Annotated in this window: 20 protein-coding genes; 6 read left to right on the forward strand and 14 right to left on the reverse strand. The window is 59.6% G+C overall.

Annotated features, from left to right (window positions below; genetic code table 11):
* Positions 1–118: 118 nt before the first annotated feature.
* Positions 119–604: a peptidylprolyl isomerase gene (locus MMG91_RS19955; protein ID WP_007901600.1), complete on the reverse strand. Its 486-nt coding sequence runs from the start codon at positions 602–604 to the stop codon at positions 119–121.
* Between MMG91_RS19955 and MMG91_RS19960 the strand changes: the two genes are divergently transcribed.
* Genes MMG91_RS19960 through MMG91_RS19970 form a run of 3 tightly spaced genes read left to right on the forward strand, consistent with a single transcriptional unit; the run spans position 573 to position 3,976 of the window.
* On the forward strand, positions 573–911 hold the full coding sequence (locus MMG91_RS19960) for a DUF3565 domain-containing protein (protein WP_305448232.1): 339 nt from the start codon (positions 573–575) through the stop codon (positions 909–911). The two genes, MMG91_RS19955 and MMG91_RS19960, sit on opposite strands and share 32 nt — an antisense overlap.
* A gap of 59 nt (positions 912–970) precedes the next feature.
* On the forward strand, positions 971–3,070 hold the full coding sequence (gene pta / locus MMG91_RS19965) for a phosphate acetyltransferase (RefSeq protein WP_310660480.1): 2,100 nt from the start codon (positions 971–973) through the stop codon (positions 3,068–3,070).
* Positions 3,071–3,976 carry an acyltransferase gene (locus tag MMG91_RS19970; protein WP_305448230.1) on the forward strand — a complete coding sequence of 302 codons (906 nt, stop codon included), beginning with the start codon at positions 3,071–3,073 and terminating at the stop codon, positions 3,974–3,976.
* A 172-nt stretch (positions 3,977–4,148) separates the two neighbouring features.
* Here the strand turns inward: MMG91_RS19970 and cysN are convergent, their stop codons facing one another.
* From cysN to MMG91_RS19985, 3 genes are all read right to left on the reverse strand, one after another.
* A complete protein-coding gene (gene cysN, locus MMG91_RS19975; RefSeq protein ID WP_305504571.1) occupies positions 4,149–6,047 on the reverse strand; it encodes a sulfate adenylyltransferase subunit CysN in 1,899 nt (632 codons plus the stop codon).
* A gap of 9 nt (positions 6,048–6,056) precedes the next feature.
* Positions 6,057–6,974 carry a sulfate adenylyltransferase subunit CysD gene (gene cysD, locus MMG91_RS19980; RefSeq protein WP_305504569.1) on the reverse strand — a complete coding sequence of 306 codons (918 nt, stop codon included), beginning with the start codon at positions 6,972–6,974 and terminating at the stop codon, positions 6,057–6,059.
* Positions 6,975–7,158: 184 nt separating this feature from the next.
* Positions 7,159–7,917 carry a Nif3-like dinuclear metal center hexameric protein gene (locus MMG91_RS19985; RefSeq protein WP_310660481.1) on the reverse strand — a complete coding sequence of 253 codons (759 nt, stop codon included), beginning with the start codon at positions 7,915–7,917 and terminating at the stop codon, positions 7,159–7,161.
* A gap of 103 nt (positions 7,918–8,020) precedes the next feature.
* On the opposite strand from MMG91_RS19985, the gene algW reads away from it, so the two are divergent.
* From algW to MMG91_RS20000, 3 genes are all read left to right on the forward strand, one after another.
* The gene (algW, locus tag MMG91_RS19990; protein WP_008070565.1) at positions 8,021–9,181 is read left to right on the forward strand and encodes a Do family serine endopeptidase AlgW; all 1,161 of its coding nucleotides are present in this window, start codon (positions 8,021–8,023) and stop codon (positions 9,179–9,181) included.
* Positions 9,182–9,291: 110 nt separating this feature from the next.
* Positions 9,292–11,397 carry a TonB-dependent siderophore receptor gene (locus tag MMG91_RS19995; RefSeq protein ID WP_310660482.1) on the forward strand — a complete coding sequence of 702 codons (2,106 nt, stop codon included), beginning with the start codon at positions 9,292–9,294 and terminating at the stop codon, positions 11,395–11,397.
* A gap of 14 nt (positions 11,398–11,411) precedes the next feature.
* Positions 11,412–12,140 carry a DUF4198 domain-containing protein gene (locus tag MMG91_RS20000; protein ID WP_050681505.1) on the forward strand — a complete coding sequence of 243 codons (729 nt, stop codon included), beginning with the start codon at positions 11,412–11,414 and terminating at the stop codon, positions 12,138–12,140.
* A 130-nt stretch (positions 12,141–12,270) separates the two neighbouring features.
* Here MMG91_RS20000 and hisC read toward each other — a convergent pair whose 3' ends face one another.
* The 10 genes from hisC to MMG91_RS20050 all read right to left on the reverse strand — a co-directional run bounded on the left by hisC (position 12,271) and on the right by MMG91_RS20050 (position 20,248).
* Positions 12,271–13,323 carry a histidinol-phosphate transaminase gene (gene hisC, locus MMG91_RS20005; protein ID WP_305448226.1) on the reverse strand — a complete coding sequence of 351 codons (1,053 nt, stop codon included), beginning with the start codon at positions 13,321–13,323 and terminating at the stop codon, positions 12,271–12,273.
* Entirely contained in the window at positions 13,320–14,651 is a 1,332-nt protein-coding gene (hisD, locus tag MMG91_RS20010; protein ID WP_305448225.1) for a histidinol dehydrogenase, read from the reverse strand. The genes hisC and hisD overlap by 4 nt, the downstream gene beginning before the upstream one ends.
* Before the next feature lie 123 nt (positions 14,652–14,774).
* Positions 14,775–15,410, reverse strand: a complete 636-nt coding sequence (gene hisG / locus MMG91_RS20015) for an ATP phosphoribosyltransferase (protein ID WP_007901570.1) — start codon at positions 15,408–15,410, stop codon at positions 14,775–14,777.
* 143 nt (positions 15,411–15,553) lie between these two features.
* Positions 15,554–16,819 carry a UDP-N-acetylglucosamine 1-carboxyvinyltransferase gene (murA, locus tag MMG91_RS20020; RefSeq protein ID WP_310660483.1) on the reverse strand — a complete coding sequence of 422 codons (1,266 nt, stop codon included), beginning with the start codon at positions 16,817–16,819 and terminating at the stop codon, positions 15,554–15,556.
* 22 nt (positions 16,820–16,841) lie between these two features.
* Positions 16,842–17,093: a BolA family protein gene (locus MMG91_RS20025; protein ID WP_305423505.1), complete on the reverse strand. Its 252-nt coding sequence runs from the start codon at positions 17,091–17,093 to the stop codon at positions 16,842–16,844.
* Positions 17,094–17,207: 114 nt separating this feature from the next.
* Entirely contained in the window at positions 17,208–17,513 is a 306-nt protein-coding gene (locus tag MMG91_RS20030) for a lipid asymmetry maintenance protein MlaB (protein ID WP_305448224.1), read from the reverse strand.
* Entirely contained in the window at positions 17,510–18,163 is a 654-nt protein-coding gene (locus MMG91_RS20035) for an ABC transporter substrate-binding protein (RefSeq protein WP_310660484.1), read from the reverse strand. Before MMG91_RS20035 ends, MMG91_RS20030 begins: the two co-directional genes overlap by 4 nt.
* A gap of 11 nt (positions 18,164–18,174) precedes the next feature.
* Positions 18,175–18,642, reverse strand: coding sequence for an outer membrane lipid asymmetry maintenance protein MlaD (gene mlaD / locus MMG91_RS20040; protein WP_305448222.1), 468 nt, complete (start codon positions 18,640–18,642; stop codon positions 18,175–18,177).
* Positions 18,642–19,439 (reverse strand): lipid asymmetry maintenance ABC transporter permease subunit MlaE, encoded by a 798-nt coding sequence (mlaE, locus tag MMG91_RS20045; protein WP_310660485.1) that lies wholly within the window; start codon positions 19,437–19,439, stop codon positions 18,642–18,644. The genes mlaD and mlaE overlap by 1 nt, the downstream gene beginning before the upstream one ends.
* Complete coding sequence (locus MMG91_RS20050; RefSeq protein WP_305448221.1) at positions 19,439–20,248, reverse strand: ATP-binding cassette domain-containing protein; 810 nt, start codon at positions 20,246–20,248, stop codon at positions 19,439–19,441. Before MMG91_RS20050 ends, mlaE begins: the two co-directional genes overlap by 1 nt.
* Positions 20,249–20,391: the final 143 nt, after the last annotated feature.

The raw sequence follows: 20,391 nt of genomic DNA on the forward strand, positions 1-20,391 counted from the left end.
AACTCCAAATTCCAGTGTTCTTCTCAAAACAGCTACTTGGCGGCGCCATCGAAGACCGCCGCGGACTAAAAAGGCGCCCTCGGGCGCCTCTCTAGCTCTCTGAGCTTAGCGCAGAAAATCAGTGGTGATGGCCACCTTCGCCATGGACGTGACCATGAGCGATTTCTTCCTGGCTGGCGTCACGGATGTCGATGATCTTGACCTGGAAATTCAAGCGCTGACCGGCCAACGGGTGGTTGCCATCAACGGTGACATCGTCGCCGTCCAGATCGCGAATGGTGACGATCTGCATCTGGCCGTCCGGCGCGGAAGCGTGGAACTGCATGCCCACTTCCAGCTCGTCTACGCCTTCGAACATGCTGCGGCTCAGAGTGCTGACCAGTTCGGCAGCGTATTCGCCGTAGGCATCTTCAGGTTCTACGGCGACAGTCAGTTCGTCACCGACTGCTTTGCCTTCCAGTGCCTTTTCCAGGCCCGGGATGATATTACCTGCGCCTTGCAGGTAGACCAGCGGCGCGCCGCCGGCGGAGCTGTCGATGACCTCACCAGCGTCGTTGGTCAGGGTATAGTCGATGGAGACAGCCTTATTGGCGGCGATCAGCATGGGGCGAGACCTTTTGCATAAGAAAGATGAATGTCCAAGTTTAGCGAAGCAATCGCCCGAAAGCGAACACAACCCGGACAGACGGGGCGCGACGAAAGCCTCGACCGTCACAGGCTTTCATCAGGACGAGGATGGCCACTGGGTGGCCGAGCTTTCCTGCGGCCATACCCAACACCTGCGGCATCAGCCCCCGTGGCAATCCCGGGCCTGGGTGCTGGACCCTTTGCTGCGTAATGAAAAAATAGGCCAGTCCTTTGATTGCGGATGGTGCGCACAAGGCTCGGTTAGCGATAACCTTGACGACTGATTTAGGCAGATCGTCAGATATAGATGATCGCCACTGCCATGCACCTCCAGAGAATCCGCATGCAAACTTTTTTTATCGCGCCCACCGATTTTGGTGTGGGTCTGACCTCCATCAGCCTCGGGCTGGTGCGTACGCTTGAGCGGGCCGGTCTCAAAGTCGGCTTTTTCAAACCGATTGCCCAGCCGCACCCGGGCGACACGGGCCCTGAACGCTCTACCGAACTGGTGGCCCGCACCCACGGCTTGAAACCGCCTCAGCCGTTGGGCCTGGCCCACGTTGAGCGGATGCTCGGCGACGGCCAGCTGGACGAACTGCTCGAAGAAATCATCACCCTTTATCAGCAAGCCGCTGTCGGCAAGGATGTGCTGATCGTCGAAGGCATGGTCCCGACCCGCAGCGCCAGTTACGCGGCGCGGGTCAACCTGCATTTGGCCAAGAGCCTCGACGCCGAGGTGATTCTGGTCTCGGCACCGGAAAACGAAGTACTGACCGAATTGTCGGGCCGGGTGGAGTTGCAGGCGCAATTGTTCGGCGGGCCGAAAGACCCGAAAGTGCTGGGCGTGATCCTCAACAAGGTCAAGACCGACGAAAGCATGGACGCCTTCGCCTCGCGCCTGAAGGAACACTCACCGTTGCTGCGCAGCGGCGATTTCCGTCTGCTCGGTTGCATCCCGTTTCAACCGGAACTGAACGCACCGCGCACCCGCGACGTGGCCGACCTGATGGGGGCTCAGGTGCTCAACGCCGGCGACTACGAAACCCGGCGCATGACCAACATCATCATTTGCGCCCGCACCGTGCGCAACACTGTGGAGCTGCTCAAGCCCGGCGTACTGGTGGTAACCCCCGGCGATCGTGACGACATCATCCTCGCCGTCAGCCTCGCGGCGATGAACGGCGTGCCCCTGGCCGGCCTGTTGCTGACCAGCGACACCCTGCCCGACCCGCGCATCATGGATTTGTGCCGTGGCGCCTTGCAGGCCGGCTTGCCGGTGTTGTCGGTCAGCACGGGTTCTTACGACACCGCCAACCAGTTGAACGGTTTGAACAAGGAAATCCCGATCGACGACCGCGAACGTGCGGAGATCATCACCGATTTTGTCGCCAGCCATCTCGACGCCAACTGGCTGCACCAGCGCTGCGGTACGCCACGGGAAATGCGTCTGTCGCCAGCAGTGTTCCGCTATCAACTGATCCAGCGCGCCCAAGCCGCCAACAAGCGCATCGTGTTGCCCGAAGGCAGCGAACCGTTAACCGTGCAAGCCGCGGCGATCTGTCAGGCGCGCGGCATTGCCCGCTGCGTGTTGCTGGCCAAACCGGCGGACGTCGAAGCGGTCGCCCGCGCCCAAGGCATCGAGTTGCCACCAGGCCTGGAAATCCTCGACCCGGACCTGATCCGTGAGCGTTACGTCGAGCCTATGGTTGCGCTGCGCAAGACTAAAAGCCTCAACGCGCCGATGGCCGAGCAGCAACTGGAAGACCCCGTGGTGATCGGCACCATGATGCTGGCGCTGGATGAAGTCGACGGGCTGGTGTCCGGGGTCATTCACTCCACCGCCAACACCATCCGCCCGGCCCTGCAGCTTATTAAAACGGCTCCGGGCTGCACCCTGGTGTCCTCGGTGTTCTTCATGCTGTTTCCGGAAGAAGTGCTGGTTTACGGCGATTGCGTGATGAACCCGCACCCGAGCGCCAGCGAACTGGCCGAGATCGCCTTGCAAAGCGCCGACTCGGCAGCGGCGTTCGGCATCATTCCGCGCGTGGCGATGATCAGCTACTCCAGTGGCGAGTCGGCCAGTGGTGAAGAAGTCGAGAAGGTTCGCGAGGCGACATTGCTTGCCCACGAACAGCAACACTCGCTGTTGATCGACGGCCCATTACAGTACGACGCCGCCGCCAACGAAACCGTGGCCCGACAACTGGCGCCGAACAGTCAGGTGGCCGGTCGTGCCACGGTGTTCGTGTTCCCCGACCTGAACACCGGCAACACCACCCACAAAGCCGTGCAGCGCAGCGCCGACTGCGTCAGCCTCGGGCCGATGCTGCAAGGCTTGCGCAAACCGGTGAACGACCTGCCGCGCGGCGCGCAGGTCGACGACATTGTCTACACCATCGCGTTGACCGCGATCCAGGCTGCCAACCGACCTATGGATCTTTAAATGCTGGATTTTCTACCTGCACCCCTGCGCGGCGTGATTGCTTCGCTGTTGTTGGCACTGAACACGATTGCCTGCTGCACGCCGTTGTTCGTGGTGGCGATCTTCAAACTGCTGCTGCCCTTCCCCGCCGCCCAGCGTTTCACCGACTGGCTGATGGGCCATATCCACGAAACCTGGATCAGCAACAACAAGGCCTGGATGGACCTGCTCGGGCACACACGCTGGCAGCTCAGCGGGCTGGAAGGCCTGGACTATCAGCACTCGTACCTGATCACCAGCAACCACCAGAGCTGGGTCGACATCATGGTGTTGCAATACGTGCTCAATCGTCGCATCCGCCCGCTGAAGTTCTTCCTCAAACAGCAACTGATCTGGGTGCCGGTAATTGGTCTGGCGTGGTGGGCACTCGGTTTTCCTTTCATGAAACGTTACTCCAAAGCCTATCTGGAGAAGCATCCAGAGAAGAAAGGCAAAGACCTGGAAACCACCCGCAAGACCTGTGACAAGTTCCGCAATAACCCGGTGGGAATTTTCAACTTCGTCGAAGGCACGCGCTTCACCGAAGGCAAGCACATACAGCAGAGCTCACCGTTCCGCTACCTGCTCAAGCCGAAAGCGGGTGGCATTGCCTTCGTGCTGGATGCCATGGGCGACCAGCTGGAAGCCATCGTCAACGTGACCATCCACTATCCGGCCGGGCGTCCGGGTTATTGGGATTTGCTCTGTGGGAACGTGAAGGACGTGGTGGTGCACTTTCAGGAGTTGAAGATTCCGCCGCAGTTCGTTGGCAAGAACTACGACCAGGATGGGGTGTATCGCCTGGAGTTTCAGGGCTGGATCAATCAGCTGTGGAATGACAAGGATGCGCTGCTGGGGCAGATGCACCGCGAATACCCGTCTAACTGATCATTCCCACGCTCCGCGTGGGAATGCATCCAGTGACGCTCTGCGTCACGCCAGCGAAGGGACGCGGAGCGTCTCGGGCGGCATTCCCACGCAGAGCGTGGGAACGATCACAGAGCACAAAAAAACCCGCAGACGATCACTCATCTGCGGGTTTTTTATTTTCAGCTAACGCTTAGATCGCGCCACGTTTACGCAGCAGATCCAGCACTTGCTTGACGCTTTCTTCCAGCGACAGCGACTGGGTGTCGATCACCAGATCGGCATTCAGCGGCACGTCGTACGGGAAAGATTCGCCCGGGATGTTGTCGCCACCCGCCGCATACAGACCTTGCGGATCACGCTCGGCGCAGACCGTCGGCGAGGCCTGGACATAGACCGTCAGCAGACGCTCCTTGCCGATCAGCTCTTTGGCCTGCTCACGACCTTCGGCACTCGGGGCAACAAACGCCGCCAGTGTCAGCAGGCCGGCTTCGTTGAACTGACGCGCTACGTGCGCCGCACGACGCCAGTTCTCGGTACGACCGGCGCGATCCTGTGGCAGACCTTTGTTCAGGTCGTGACGCAGATTCTGGCCATCGAGTACAAACACCGCACGACCCAAGTCAAACAGCTTGCGTTCAACGGCGTAGGCCAGGGTGCTTTTGCCAGCGCCCGACAAGCCGCTGAACAACACGGTGGCCGGCTGCTGACCAAAGCGCTGGGCACGTTCTTCGGTAGCCACGTGAGCCAGTTTGCCGTGGTGGGTGCTGGTGCCATGGCTCAACGGCTGGGCGATGATCATGCCGGCCGCGACCGTACCGTTGGTCAGTCGATCGATGACGATGAACGAACCGGTGGTGCGGTTGCTGTCGTAACCGTCCAGTGCAATGGCCGCGTCGAGGCTGATCTTGACCCGACCGATCTCGTTCAGCTGCAGCGAGCTGGCGGGACCTTCGGCCAAGGTGTTCACGTCCACGCGATTGACGATGCTGGTGATCGAACCCGGCACGTAAGTCGTGGCGCGCTTGATGTCGTATTTCTTGCCCGGCAGCATCGGCTCTTCGGCCATCCACACCAGCATGGCGTCGAAGGCGTCAGTCACTTGCGGCTGGTTGTCGGCATGTACCAGCAAGTCACCGCGGGAGATGTCGATTTCGTCTTCCATGGTCAGCGTCACGGCTTGACCGGGACCTGCATGCTCCAGCTCACCTTCGAAGGTGACAATGGATTTCACGCGGCTGCTCTTGCCCGACGGCAACACAACGACTTCGTCGCCCTTGTGCACGATGCCGCTGGCCAGGGTGCCGGCGAAACCACGGAAGTTCAGGTTCGGACGGTTGACGTACTGCACCGGGAAACGCAGGTCGGTGTAGTTGCGGTCGCTGGCGATTTCGACGGTTTCGAGGATTTCCATCAGCGACTGGCCGGTGTACCACGGCGAGCGCTCCGACTTGTTCACCACGTTGTCGCCCTTGAGCGCGGACATCGGCACGAATGCCATGGTGGTCGGCTTGAACGCGATGCCTTCGGCGAACTTCAGGTAATCGGCCTTGATCGACTCGAACACGCTTTCGTCGAAGCCGTTGAGGTCCATCTTGTTGATGGCGACAACGATGTGCTTGATGCCCAGCAACGAAGCGATAAAGCTGTGGCGACGGGTCTGGGTCTGCACGCCGTAACGGGCGTCCACCAAGATGATCGCCAGGTCACAGGTGGATGCACCGGTGGCCATGTTGCGGGTGTACTGCTCATGGCCAGGGGTATCGGCGATGATGAACTTGCGCTTGGCGGTAGAGAAATAGCGGTAGGCGACATCAATAGTGATGCCCTGCTCACGCTCGGCCTGCAAACCGTCAACCAGCAATGCCAGGTCGATGTCTTCACCGGTGGTGCCGACTTTTTTCGAGTCGCGGGTAATGGCTTCCAAATGATCTTCGTAGATCATTTTGGAGTCGTGCAGCAGGCGCCCAATCAGGGTGCTCTTGCCGTCGTCGACGTTGCCACAGGTCAGAAAGCGCAGCATTTCCTTGCGTTCGTGCTGGCCCAGGTAGGCGAGGATGTCCTCGCTGATCAAATCAGATGCGTGCGACATGACAACCCCTTAGAAATAACCCTGACGTTTCTTTTCTTCCATCGAGCCGGCGCCATCGTGATCGATGACTCGGCCCTGGCGTTCGGAAGTTCGCGTCAGGAGCATTTCCTGAATGATGTCGGTCAGGCTGGTAGCCTCGGACTCGACCGCACCGGTCAACGGGTAGTCGCCCAGCGTACGGAAACGGACCTTCTTCTTGACGATGCGCGCCTTGTCTTCGTCGCTCAGGTGATTGAGCAGGCGCTCGTCGTCGATCATGATCCAGGTGCCATTCATCTCGATAACGTCGCGCTCAGCGGCGAAATACAGCGGCACGATCGGGATGCCTTCGAGGTAGATGTACTGCCAGATGTCCAGCTCGGTCCAGTTCGACAACGGGAATACGCGGATCGACTCGCCCTTGTTGACCTTGCCGTTGTAGACGTTCCACAGCTCAGGACGCTGGTTTTTCGGGTCCCAGCGGTGCTTGGTGTCGCGGAAGGAATACACGCGCTCTTTGGCACGGGACTTCTCTTCGTCGCGGCGAGCGCCACCGAAAGCGGCGTCGAAACCGTACTTGTCGAGAGCTTGTTTAAGGCCTTCGGTCTTCATGATGTCGGTGTGCTTGGCGCTGCCGTGGGTCAGCGGGTTGATGCCCTGCGCGACGCCATCGGGGTTCACGTGCACCAGCAGGTCCAGGCCGAGCTCTTCGACCATGCGGTCGCGGAACGCGTACATTTCCTTGAACTTCCACCGGGTGTCGACGTGCATCACCGGAAACGGAAGTTTGCCCGGGAAGAATGCCTTGCGTGCCAGGTGCAGCATCACGGCGGAGTCTTTACCGACGGAGTACAGCATCACCGGGTTATCGAACTCGGCGGCGACCTCGCGGATGATGTGGATGCTTTCGGCCTCCAGCTGTTTCAGATGCGTCAGTTTGTCGACCATGGCTACTCACGAAAACGATCTTATGGACGGCCTGCGGGCCGTGTTCGAGCGGGGAATCCTAGCACAGCGCCCTCTTCTAATCAGGACGCTGGCTAGATCGAAAGGGTATATGAATATACCCCCTCGTTTGAGCATTCCAGATTGGAAACCCATCCTACAGATGTGACCGCATTGTCGTCTGAAATCAAATCGGATTCGGGCAATCGATGAAGATGTGCTCCAGCGCAAAGCGTCGTGCCAGGTAATCGCCCAAAGCCTGCACACCGTAACGCTCGGTGGCGTGGTGGCCGGCGGCGATGAAGCTGATGTCGTTTTCCCGGGCGCTGTGGAACGTCTGCTCGGAGGCCTCGCCGCTGAGGTACAGATCGACGCCAGCCAACACCGCCTGATCAATGTACCCCTGGCCGCCACCGGTGCACCAGCCGACCCGACGAATCATCTCGCTGCCTTCGATCAGCAACGGCTCGCGCCCCATGACTTCCTGCACGCGACGGGCGAAATCGCGAGGGGTCATCGGCTCGTTCAACGAGCCGACCAGGCCAACGACTTTCAGATTGTCCGGATCCAGCGGGCCTTCGACGGTGATATCCAGTTGCCGCGCAAGCTGCACGTTGTTACCGACTTCCGGGTGCAGATCCAGCGGCAAGTGATAAGACAGCAGGCTGATATCGTGCTTGAGCAGGGTTTTCAACCGGCGCTGCTTCATGCCGGTGATGCACGGGTTCTCGCCTTTCCAGAAATAGCCGTGATGCACCAGCACCAGATCGGCCTGGGCCTCCACCGCCGCGTCCAGCAACGCCTGGGTTGCGGTAACACCGCTGACGATGCGCATCACTTGCGGCCGGCCTTCGACCTGCAAACCGTTGGGGCAATAATCGGCGATCTTCGCACTTGCCAGGTAGCGGTCGGCTTCTTCGACCAGGGTGCTCAGGGCAACGGCCATAAAAGACTCCTAAATATCCCGTTCAGAGGCGCGCGCGGCCTCGTATAATGCGCGACATTATGGGCGGTCTCACACCGCCTGCAACCTCTGTAGGACGTGTTTAATGCTCAAGGCGCTGCGTTTTTCCGGCTGGCCGCTATTGGCCGGCGTGCTTATCGCTCTATTGATTATGCAGCGTTACCCGGAGTGGGTCGGGCTACCGAGCCTGGACGTCAATCTGCAGCAAGCCCCGCAAACTCTTGGCCTGCAGCAGGGCCCGGTGTCCTATGCCGACGCGGTGACCACGGCCGCGCCGTCGGTGGTCAATCTATACACCACCAAAGTGGTCAACAAGCCCAGCCATCCGCTGTTCGAAGATCCGCAGTTCCGCCGCTTCTTCGGCGACAACTCGCCCAAGCAGAAGCGCATGGAATCGAGCCTCGGTTCGGGCGTGATCATGAGCCCGGAAGGATACCTGCTGACCAACAACCATGTGACCAGCGGTGCCGACCAGATCGTGGTGGCGCTCAAGGATGGCCGTGAAACCCTGGCCCGAGTCATCGGCAGCGACCCGGAAACCGACCTCGCGGTGTTGAAGATCGACCTGAAAAACCTGCCATCGATCACTGTCGGCCGTTCCGACAATATCCGCATCGGCGACGTGGCCCTGGCCATCGGCAACCCATTCGGCGTCGGCCAGACCGTGACCATGGGCATCATCAGCGCCACAGGGCGCAATCAGCTCGGGCTGAACAACTACGAAGACTTCATCCAGACCGACGCCGCGATCAACCCCGGCAACTCCGGCGGTGCGCTGGTGGACGCCAACGGCAACCTGACCGGCATCAACACGGCGATCTTCTCCAAGTCCGGCGGTTCTCAGGGCATCGGCTTCGCGATCCCGGTCAAACTGGCGATGGAAGTGATGAAGTCGATCATCGAACACGGCCAAGTGATTCGCGGTTGGCTCGGCATCGAAGTGCAACCGTTGAGTCAGGAACTGGCGGAATCGTTTGGTCTGTCGGGACGTCCGGGGATTGTGGTCGCGGGGATTTTCCGTGATGGCCCGGCGCAGAAGGCTGGCCTGCAACTGGGCGACGTAATCCTCAGCATCGACGGTGAACCGGCCGGCGACGGTCGTCGTTCGATGAACCAGGTGGCGCGGATCAAGCCGACCGACAAAGTCACCATTCAGGTGATGCGCAACGGTAAAGAGCTCAAGCTCACGGCAGAAATCGGTCTGCGTCCGCCACCCGCGCCGATCAAGGAAAAAGAAGGCGAGTAAGCCGGCAGGAGCTGCGCCCTCAGCAGCTCCATAACTGCGAAGCTGTTAACAGCAGACATTCTCATTAGGCATGTTATATTGTTTCGATACAACTTTTGGAACAACATAACATGTCGTCTCGAACAATGGCTTCCCTCGCAGGCCTGGCCCTCGGTTTGCTGGGGGATCCGGTCTTCGCCGAAGAATCGCAAACCGTTGAACTGGACGCCATCAGCGTCACCTCCGACTACGAATCCCCCACCGGCCCGGTCAAGGGTTACCGCGCCACGCGCTCCTCCAGCGCAACCAAAACCGACACGGCCATTCGCGATATCCCGCAATCGATCAGCGTGATTCCCGTCAGTGTGCTCAAGGATCTGGGCAGCACCAGCGTCGAGCGCGCACTGGAATACGCCGGCGGTGTGTCGAAGCAGAACAACTTCGGCGGCTTGACGCTCTACGAATACAGCGTGCGCGGCTTCACCACTTCGGAGTTCTACAAGGACGGCTTCAGCGCCAACCGCGGCTATCCAAGCACGCCGGACGTGGCCAACATCGAGCGCATCGAAGTGCTCAAAGGCCCGGCCGCCAGCCTCTATGGTCGTGGCGATCCGGGCGGTACGGTGAACATCGTCACCAAGAAACCCCAGCGTGAAGCCTTCACCACACTGCAAACCAGCGCCGGCAGCTGGGATCGCTATCGCACCGCCGTGGACGTCAACACACCGCTGGATGATGACGGCAATGTTCTGTCCCGGGTGAACCTGGCCGTCGAGGACAACCACAGCTTCCGCGATCACGTCGACAGTCAGCGAGTGTTCGTTGCGCCTTCCTTCAGCTGGCAACTGAACCCGGACACCAGCCTGTTGGTGGAGAGCGAATTCGTGCGCCACAGCTCGACATTCGATCGCGGTATCGTCGCGCCGAACAATAAATGGAGCGGCGTCTCCCGTTCGACCTTCCTCGGCGAACCCAACGACGGCAACATCGACAACCACAACAATCTGCTGCAAGCCACCCTCGAACATCAGCTCAACGACAGCTGGAAACTACGCCTGGCCAGCCATTACAAGGAAGGCAAGCTCTGGGGCTTCGCCTCCGAAAACCGTCCCTTGAACGCCGACGGCCACACCATCAACCGTCGCTACCGAGAACGTGATACCAACTGGCACGACAGCATCACCCAACTCGAACTGCGCGGTTTGTTCGACATCGGTAGCTGGCAACACGAACTGCTGATTGGCAGCGAGTACGAGAATTTCCGCAAGAACGAACGGGTCACGACCATTGCCGGCAGCCCTTACGCCATCGATATCTATCGGCCGATTTACGGCCAGCCGAAACCCAATGGCGCGCGCTCCGGGACCGACTTCTTCGAGCACGTCGAAAGCCAGGCGCTGAACCTTCAGGACCAGATCGTCTTCACCGACAAACTGCGCGGCATGCTCGGTGCGCGCTTCGAACATTTCGAACAAAGCATTGACGATCGCAGCCGCAACGCGACCAGCCGCCAGCGCCACGATGCCCTGACCCAACGGGCCGGCCTGCTCTACCAACTGACACCCGAAGTGGGGCTGTTCGCCAACGTCTCCACCTCGTTCAAACCGAACAACGGCCTGGACGCCGCCGGCAAATCCTTCGACCCGGAAGAAGGTGTCGGTTATGAAGTCGGGATCAAGAGCGAGCTGTTCGACGACCGCTTGAGCACCACCCTCGCCGCCTTCCATATCGAAAAGGAAAACGTCCTGGCGCTCGATCCGAGCACCGACTCCAGCCGCGCCATGGGCAAGGCCCGCAGCCAGGGTGTCGACCTGCAAGTTACTGGGCAAGTGACCGATGCCGTGCGAGTGATCGGTGCTTTCGCTTACATCGACGCTGAAGTCACCCAAGGCGACAAAGTGATTCCCACCGGCAGCCGAATTCTTGGCGTGGCCAAACGCAGCGGCAGTGTGCTGGGCGTTTATGAATTTCAGGATGGCCATTTGCGCGGTTCGGACCTTGGTGCAGCGTTCACCTATGTCGGCGATCGCTCGGGTGAAGCCGGCAGCGATTTCGAACTGCCGGCTTACCACACCGTCGACCTGCTGGCCCATTACAAGGCCAGCGAAAACGTCACCGTGGGCCTGAACCTGAACAATCTTTTCGACGAGAAATACTTCGAGCGCTCCTACAGCAACTACTGGGTCAACCCCGGCGAGCCACGCAATTTCACCGTCAGCCTGACACTCAACCTGTAAAAGGAAAGATCACCATGCAACAAGGCAAATCACTGGTTCTGCTGGGGCTGTTCGGCGCGATGTTCGCCACCCACGTTTCGGCCCATGGCCTATGGACCGAACAACGTCGCGGCAATATCGAAGCCATCTACGGTGATGGCGCTGAGGACAATGCTTTCAAGGCGCAGAAAATCAGCGGCGCCTGGGCCTACGACACCGAAGGAAAAATGATCCCGGTTACCGTGGAACGCCTGGCCGACCATGCGCGTCTGCAACCACTCAAACCGCCCGCGGCGCTAGCAGTCGCGCTGGACAATGGCATGTGGTCGCTGACCGCCGACAAAAAGTGGATCAACGAAGGACGCAGTAAGGTGCCAGGATCGATCGAGTCGACCGAGACGTTCAAATACAGCCTGGCCATTTACCAGCCGGGGGCGAAGTTGCCGAAGCTCGATCAGATGAAACTGGTGATTTTGCCGGAAGTCGATCCGCTGACGGTCGGGCCGGGCAAGTCGTTGCCGGTACGGGTGCTGTTGGATGGCAAGCCGGCGGCGGGCGTGAAGTTGGTGGGCGACTATCGCAGCGCGCCGAGTACCATGAGCACCGAAACCGATGCGGACGGCCGGGCGCAGGTTCTGGTGCGCAATGAAGGGTTGAACGTGATTGCGGCGCAGGTGGAAGTGCCAGTGAAAAATAGCCCGGATGTGAGCACTCGCGGACTGTTCACGTCGCTGACCTTCCTTGGCGAACCGCATCACGAGTAACCCACAAAACCTGATCGTTCCCACGCTCTGCGTGGGAATACCGCCATGGACGCTCTGCGTCCACTGTGACGCGGAGCGTCACGGGATACATTCCCACGCGGAGCATGGGAACGATCAGTCTGGGGGGGTGTTAGAGGTCGCCGAGGCCGTCGATCAGTGCCTGGTTCTGCTCCGGCGCGCCGATGGAAATCCGCAGGAACTGGGCAATCCGCTCCTGCTTGAAGTGCCGAACAATCACGCCCTGTTCACGCAACTTCGCCGCCAACCCTGCCGCATCGTGCTTCGGGTGACGGGCGAAAATGAAGTTTGCCGCCGACGGCAACACCTCAAACCCCTTCGCCTCCAGCTGCGCGACCACCTTTTCGCGGCTCTCGATGACCAACCGGCAGGTCTTGTCGAAATACTCGCGATCCTCGAACGCTGCCGCAGCCCCCACAATCGCCAGACGATCCAGCGGGTAGGAGTTGAAGCTGTTCTTGATCCGCTCCAGCGCCTCGATCAGGTCCGGATGCCCTACCGCCAGACCAACCCGCAGGCCCGCCAGCGAACGGGACTTGGACAGGGTCTGAGTCACCAACAGGTTCGGATAACGGTCCACCAGCGTGATCGCCGTTTCACCGCCGAAATCAATGTAAGCCTCATCCACCACGACCACCGAATCCGGGCTGGCCTTGAGGATTTGTTCGACAGCGTCCAGCGCCAACAGGCAACCGGTCGGCGCGTTCGGGTTAGGGAAAATGATCCCGCCGTTCGGCTTGGCGTAGTCCGCCGGATTGATCTGGAACTGTTCATCCAGCGGCACCGCGTCAAATGCGATGCCATACAACCCGCAGTAAACCGGGTAGAAGCTGTAGCTGATGTCCGGGAATAGCAGCGGCTGATCGTGTTGCAGCAAACCGTGAAAAATGTGCGCCAGGACTTCATCGGAACCGTTACCGAGGAACACCTGATTGCCCTGTACGCCGTAGTACTTGGCAACAGCCTGCTTGAGCAGGTCGCTGTTCGGGTCCGGATACAGACGCAGGTTGTCGTTCAGTTCGGTCTGCATCGCGGCCAACGCTTTGGGCGATGGACCGTACGGGTTTTCGTTGGTGTTGAGCTTCACCAGTTTCGCCAGCTTCGGCTGCTCGCCCGGCACGTAAGGCACCAGGCGCTTGACGAAAGGACTCCAGAATTTACTCATGCTTGGTTGCCCTTCTTGTCGTCAACGATACGGTATTCGGCGCTACGAGCGTGAGCGGTCAGCGACTCGCCACGGGCCAGCACGGAAGCAGTTTTGCCCAGTTCGGAGGCACCCTGCTCGGAGCAGAAGATGATCGACGAACGTTTCTGGAAGTCGTAAACACCCAGTGGCGAAGAGAAGCGCGCAGTGCCGGACGTCGGCAACACGTGGTTTGGACCTGCGCAATAGTCGCCCAGGGCTTCGGACGTGTGACGGCCCATGAAGATCGCGCCGGCGTGACGAATCTGCGGCAACCAGGCCTGCGGATCGGCAACCGACAACTCCAGGTGTTCTGGCGCGATACGGTTGGCGACTTCGATGGCTTGTTCCATGTCGCGAACCTTGATCAGCGCACCGCGACCATTGATCGAGGTTTCGATGATTTCGGCGCGTTCCATGGTCGGCAGCAATTTGGCGATGCTGGCGGCGACCTTGTCGAGGAACTCGGCGTCCGGGCTGACCAGAATCGCTTGGGCGTCTTCATCGTGTTCCGCCTGGGAGAACAGGTCCATGGCAATCCAGTCCGGATCGGTCTGGCCGTCACACACCACGAGGATCTCCGACGGGCCGGCAATCATGTCGATGCCGACCTGACCGAACACGTGGCGCTTGGCGGTGGCGACATAGATGTTGCCCGGGCCAACAACCTTGTCGACCTTCGGCACGCTTTCGGTGCCGTAGGCCAGCGCCGCAACAGCCTGGGCGCCGCCGATGGTGAACACCCGGTCAACGCCGGCGATGCAGGCTGCGGCCAGCACCAATTCGTTAATTTCGCCGCGCGGAGTTGGCACGACCATAACCACTTCGGTCACGCCTGCAACCTTGGCTGGTATTGCGTTCATCAGCACCGAGGACGGGTACGACGCCTTGCCGCCCGGCACGTACAGGCCGGCGCGATCCAGCGGGGTGACCTTCTGGCCCAGCACGGTGCCGTCGGCTTCGGTGTAGCTCCAGGAGTCCTGTTTCTGTTTTTCGTGATAGCTGCGCACGCGGGCCGCGGCTTTTTCCAGGGCTTCGCGCTGAGGCACGGTGATGCGAGTCAGGGCCAGTTCCAGGCGTTCGCGCGGCAGGATCAGGTCTGCCATCGAGGCAACTTGCAGGCCGTCAAACTTCTGGGTGAATTCCACCAGTGCTGCATCACCACGCTCACGCACGGCTTTGATGATGTCCAGCACCCGCTGATTGACCGAGTCGTCAGACACACTTTCCCAGCTCAGCAGATGATCCAGATGATGTGCGAAATCCGGGTCAGCAGCGTTGAGTCGGCGAATTGCAGTCGGTGCGGTCATAGCGAGAGCCTCATAGGAATGGCGAAAACTCAGGTACCCGAAGCTACCATCGATCCGCTTGGGCACCTGAGAATTCTGGCTATGAGGCGGATAGACGGCGCGACTCAAGGTCGCGCAGGTAAATCAGCCGCGGTGTCGAGACTCCACTGCCTTGCGCAGGGTGTCGATCAACGCCTGGATACGGGCGTGTTGCATTTTCATCGAAGCTTTGTTGACGATCAGCCGGGAGCTGATGTCGGCAATGAAATCCTGGGGTTCCAGACCGTTGGCACGCAGGGTGTTACCGGTGTCGACCACGTCGATGATCTTATCCGCCAGACCGATCAGCGGCGCCAGCTCCATCGAGCCGTAGAGTTTGATGATGTCGACCTGACGTCCCTGCTCGGCGTAGTAACGCTTGGCAACGTTGACGAATTTGGTCGCCACCCGCAGGCGGCCCTTGGGCTCGACATCGCCGACACGGCCGGCGGTCATCAGCTTGCAGAGGGCAATTCGCAGATCCAGAGGCTCGTACAGACCCTGGCCGCCATATTCCATCAGCACATCTTTACCGGCGACGCCGAGGTCCGCGGCACCATGCTCGACATAAGTCGGTACATCGGTGGCGCGCACGATCAGCAGGCGCACATCGGCCTGGGTCGTGGGAATGATCAGCTTGCGGCTCTTGTCCGGATTCTCGGTCGGCACGATGCCCGCTTCAGCCAGAAGCGGCAGGGTGTCGTCAAGGATGCGGCCCTTGGACAGTGCGATGGTCAACATGGGAAACGTCAGTCCTTATCAGGCTACTGATGCCCGGTCGCAAATGGCGCCGGACACACATCGAGGGCGTCTCTCTAATGAAAAGACTACCCTCGACTTTAAACGAAACCAACGGGCACGTCCCTGTGCCCATGCAGCAGAAACTAGCCCGGTACGCGGCGAATTTTCGCGCCGAGCATCTGCAGTTTCTCTTCGATGCACTCGTAACCACGGTCGATGTGGTAGATGCGGTCGATCAGGGTATCGCCTTCGGCGATCAGCGCCGAAATCACCAGGCTGGCCGAAGCACGCAGGTCGGTAGCCATTACTGGCGCGCCCTTGAGCTTTTCGATGCCGGTGACGATAGCAGTGTTGCCTTCGACCTGGATATGAGCGCCCATGCGGTGCAGTTCGTAAACGTGCATGAAGCGGTTTTCGAAGATCGTCTCGATCACCGCACCAGTGCCCTCGGCAATGGCGTTGAGGGAGATGAACTGCGCCTGCATATCGGTCGGGAACGCCGGGTATGGAGCGGTCCGCACGTTAACGGCTTTTGGCCGCTTGCCGTGCATGTTCAGCTCGATCCAGTCTTCGCCGCAGGTGATTTCGGCACCGGATTCGCGAAGCTTTTCCAGAACGGCTTCCAGGATGGTCGGATCGGTGTCCTTGACCTTCACACGCCCGCCGGTTACCGCTGCCGCCACCAGGTAGGTGCCGGTCTCGATACGGTCAGGCATCACCTTGTAAGTGGTCGGGTGCAGACGCTCGACGCCATCGATGGTGATGGTATCGGTGCCGGCGCCGGAAACCTTCGCGCCCATGGCGTTCAGGAAGTTTGCCAGGTCGACGACTTCAGGCTCGCGAGCGGCGTTTGCCAGAACGCTGCGGCCCTTGGCCAGAGCGGCTGCCATCATGATGTTCTCGGTGCCGGTCACGCTGACGGTATCGAAGAAGAAGTGCGCACCGCGCAGGCCGCCTTCAGGGGCCTTGGCCTTGATGTAGCCGCCTTCGACGTCGATGACCGCGCCCATGGCTTCAAGACCACGGATGTGCAGGTCGACCGGACGCGAACCGATGGCGCAACCGCCAGGCAGTGCAACTTCGGCTTCGCCGAAACGGGCAACCATCGGGCCCAGCACCAGGATCGAGGCACGCATGGTTTTCACCAGTTCGTACGGCGCGATCAGGGTCTTGATGGTGCGCGGGTCGATTTCGACACTGAGTTTCTCATCGATCACCGGCTCAATGCCCATGCGACCGAACAGCTCGATCATGGTGGTGATGTCGTGCAGGTGCGGCAGGTTGGCAACGGTAACCGGGCCATCACACAGCAGGGTTGCAGCCAGGATCGGCAGGGCAGAGTTCTTTGCCCCGGAGATGCGGATTTCGCCATCAAGACGAACGCCACCGGTAATAATCAATTTATCCATAAGAATCTCGACGCCCTTGGGCTCAGGTGCGCTCGGCCCAGGCCGCGCTGCTGAAAAATTTCATAGTGACCGCATGGATGCTGCCATCGGTGATCCATGGGTTCAAATGGGCATAGATCTGCTGCTGACGCTTCACCGGGCTCAACGCCGCCAGTTCATCGCTAATCACGTTCAGCTGAAAGTTGCAGCCTTCGCCCTCAACTTCTACCTGCACTTGTAAAAGAGTCTCGGACAGCTTTCCTTCAAGAAAGCTCTTCACTTCGGTGGCCTGCATGCTCAACCTCAATCGGCGCCCTGTGCGCGCGGGTCGGACATCATACAAAAAAGCCCCGCGCCTGCGAACCCCGCGAAGCAGGACTCTGACGGGGGGCTTCCTTATAGATGCGGTTCAGGGTTGCGCCAACAGCTCGGTCAGTTCACTGACCTGAGCGATTTCGCGCATGTCTTCGGGCATCGCACGAACGCTCAAGGCCTTGCCGGCCGCCTGAGCATCGCGCATGAAGCACAGCAGCAGCGACAAGCCGACGCTGCTGGACTTCTCAACCGCGGAACAATCGACAACCAGCGCAGCCGCGTTACTGGACTTGATCAGCGCCTGCCCCTGCTTGCGCAGGTTCGGGCCTGTGCGGTAATCCAGCACGCCACTGAGCAGTAGCTCGCCAGCTTCACTCATGCGAATGGCCGACTCACTCATTGGGTCTGGTTCTCGGTAGATTTTTCGGTGGCGTCCTTGGCTTTGGCGACTTCCCCGGCCCAACCGTTGATGGTCTTGTCCAGGTCGTTGCCATTGCGCTGCATCGCATCAGCGAACTGATCGCGGAACAGCTTGCCGATGTTGATGCCGTTGATGATCACGTTGCGCAGTTTCCACTCGCCATTGATCTTTTCGAGCGTGTAAGACACAGGATAGATCGCGCCGCTGCTGCCTTTGACCGTCATGCCAACGCTGGTACGGTCTCCCGACTCATCCTTGGCAGGATCGACGACGATGCCCTGGTTGTCGTACTCGAGCAAGGCATTGCCATAGAACTGAAACAGGCCTTTTTTGAAGTTTTCTTCAAACGTGCGCATTTGTTCAGGCGTGGCCTTGCGCGAGTACTTGACCGTCATGATGCTCTTGGAAATACCCTCGGCATCCACGACAGGGCCAACGATGCTGTTGAGCGCCGCATAAAAGTCTTGCGGATCCTGCTTGTACTTTTCTTTGTTGGCGGCAAGATCTGCCAGCAACCGGGTGGTGGTGTCCTGTACCAGTTCGTGCGCGGTAGGCGCCGCCACGGCGTTAGCCATCAACGGCAAGGCCGTGAGTATTACCAACAGGCCACGTCGCAAGATAGAGATCATTCAAAAGCTCCTCATTTGGCGTCTTTGCTAACGGTATTGAGCAGGAATTTACCGATCAGGTCCTCCAGCACCAGCGACGACTGCGTGTCGTGGATGGTTCCACCCTCCTTGAGCAGGTTTTCTTCCCCGCCCACGCTGATACCGATGTATTTCTCACCCAGCAGGCCAGCGGTCAGGATAGATGCAGTGGAGTCAGTCGGCAGATTATCTACGCGCTTTTCCAGTTGCATGGTCACCCGACCGGTGAAGCTGTCGCGGTCCAGATCGATTGCCGTGACCTTGCCGATGGTTACACCCGCCATGGTCACTTTAGCTCTGACCGTCAAACCGGCGATATTGTCGAAATAGGCATAAAGTTTATAAGTATCGGTGCTCGCAGTCGGAGCCAGGCCACTGACCCGCAGGGCCAACAGCAGCAAAGCCAGGATGCCAGCCAGCAAGAAAAGGCCGACACCGATTTCCAGGGTGCGGTTTTGCATCAGAAATCTCCAAACATCAAGGCGGTCAAAATAAAGTCCAGGCCGAGCACAGCCAAAGAGGCATACACCACGGTCTTGGTAGTGGCACGACTGATCCCCTCGGAAGTGGGCTCGCAGTCATAGCCTTGGAATACGGCGATCCAGGTCACGACGAAGGCAAAAACGATGCTTTTGATAATGCCGTTGAGCACATCGTCGACAAACGTCACGCTGTTTTGCATGTTCGACCAGTAGGAGCCTTCATAGACGCCCAGCCAGTCGACGGCCACCCACGACCCACCCCAGATACCCACCACGCTGAAAATCATTGCCAGCACCGGCAGGGAAATGAAGCCAGCCCACAGGCGCGGGGCAATGATGTATTTGAGCGGGTCGACCCCGATCATTTCCAGGCTGGACAATTGCTCGGTGGACTTCATGTTGCCGATTTCGGCGGTCAGGGCCGAACCTGCGCGCCCGGCGAACAGCAAGGCCGTGACCACCGGCCCCAGTTCACGCAGCAGCGTCAGCGCAACCATCTGCCCGACGGCTTGCTCAGAACCGTAGCTGGAAAGGATGTTAAAGCCCTGCAGCGCCAGCACCATGCCAATGAATACCCCGGAGACCACGATGATCACCAAGGACATCACGCCCACCGAATGCAGTTGCTTGACCAGCAAGCCAAAACCGCCGCCGATACCGCCACGACCGAGCAAGGCATGAAACAGGAACAGCGCCGAACGCCCGAATACCGCCAGTACATCGATGCCGGCAAAGCCGAAACGACGTACTCTTTCTATTAATGAAATCTTGCGCATCAGCGCTTCCCCAGAAGATCTGCGCGGTAATCCGGCGCTGGAAAGTGGTATGCGACCGGGCCGTCGGGTTCGCCAGTCAGGAATTGACGAATACGTGGCTCATCCGACTTCATCAAATCCTTGGGTGCGCCCTGGCCCAGCACTTGCCCGTCACCCACCACAATAAGGTGGTCAGCAATGCTCGCGGTCTCGGCCAGATCGTGGGAGACCACGATACTGGTGATACCCAGTGCATCGTTGAGCAGGCGGATCAGGCGCACCAGTACGCCCATGGCGATCGGGTCCTGGCCAACAAAGGGCTCGTCATACATGAGGATTCGCGGATCGAGCGCAATTGCCCGGGCCAGCGCGACGCGACGTTTCATGCCGCCGGACAATTCGTCAGGCATCAGGTCGATGGCGCCACGCAAGCCCACTGCCTGCAACTTGAGCAGGACAATGTCGCGGATCATTTCTTCCGGCAGCGCGGTATGAACACGCAGCGGAAAAGCAACGTTCTCGAACACATCAAGATCGGTAAACAGCGCGCCGCTCTGAAACAACACGCCCATGTGCTTGCGCGCATCGAACAGATCGCTGCGCGACAACGTCGGCAGGTTCTGGCCATTGACCCAGACTTCGCCGCTGGTGGGGCGCAATTGTGCGCCTATCAGACGCAACAGCGTGGTCTTGCCACACCCGGAAGGTCCCATGATGCCGGTGACCTTGCCGCGCGGGATGCAAATATCGACGTTATTGAAAATGCTGCGCGTACCGCGCTTGAAGGTCAGTCCCTTCAGCTCGACCGCGTAGGCGTTATCGGCACTCATCTAAACTCCTTGCGATGCAGCCTCTCACTCGGACGCCTGGCTTTCTGGCGAAAGCACATACCTCCCGGGCAGGCCGAACTGGCGGCGAACTATATCACTGCAAAGCTAAAGCGCCCAAGGCCCAAGCCGGGCATGTTCAGCAA

This window comes from Pseudomonas sp. JL3 (assembly GCF_031570575.1).
In the GTDB taxonomy this organism is placed as follows: Bacteria; Pseudomonadota; Gammaproteobacteria; order Pseudomonadales; family Pseudomonadaceae; genus Aquipseudomonas; species Aquipseudomonas cucumis.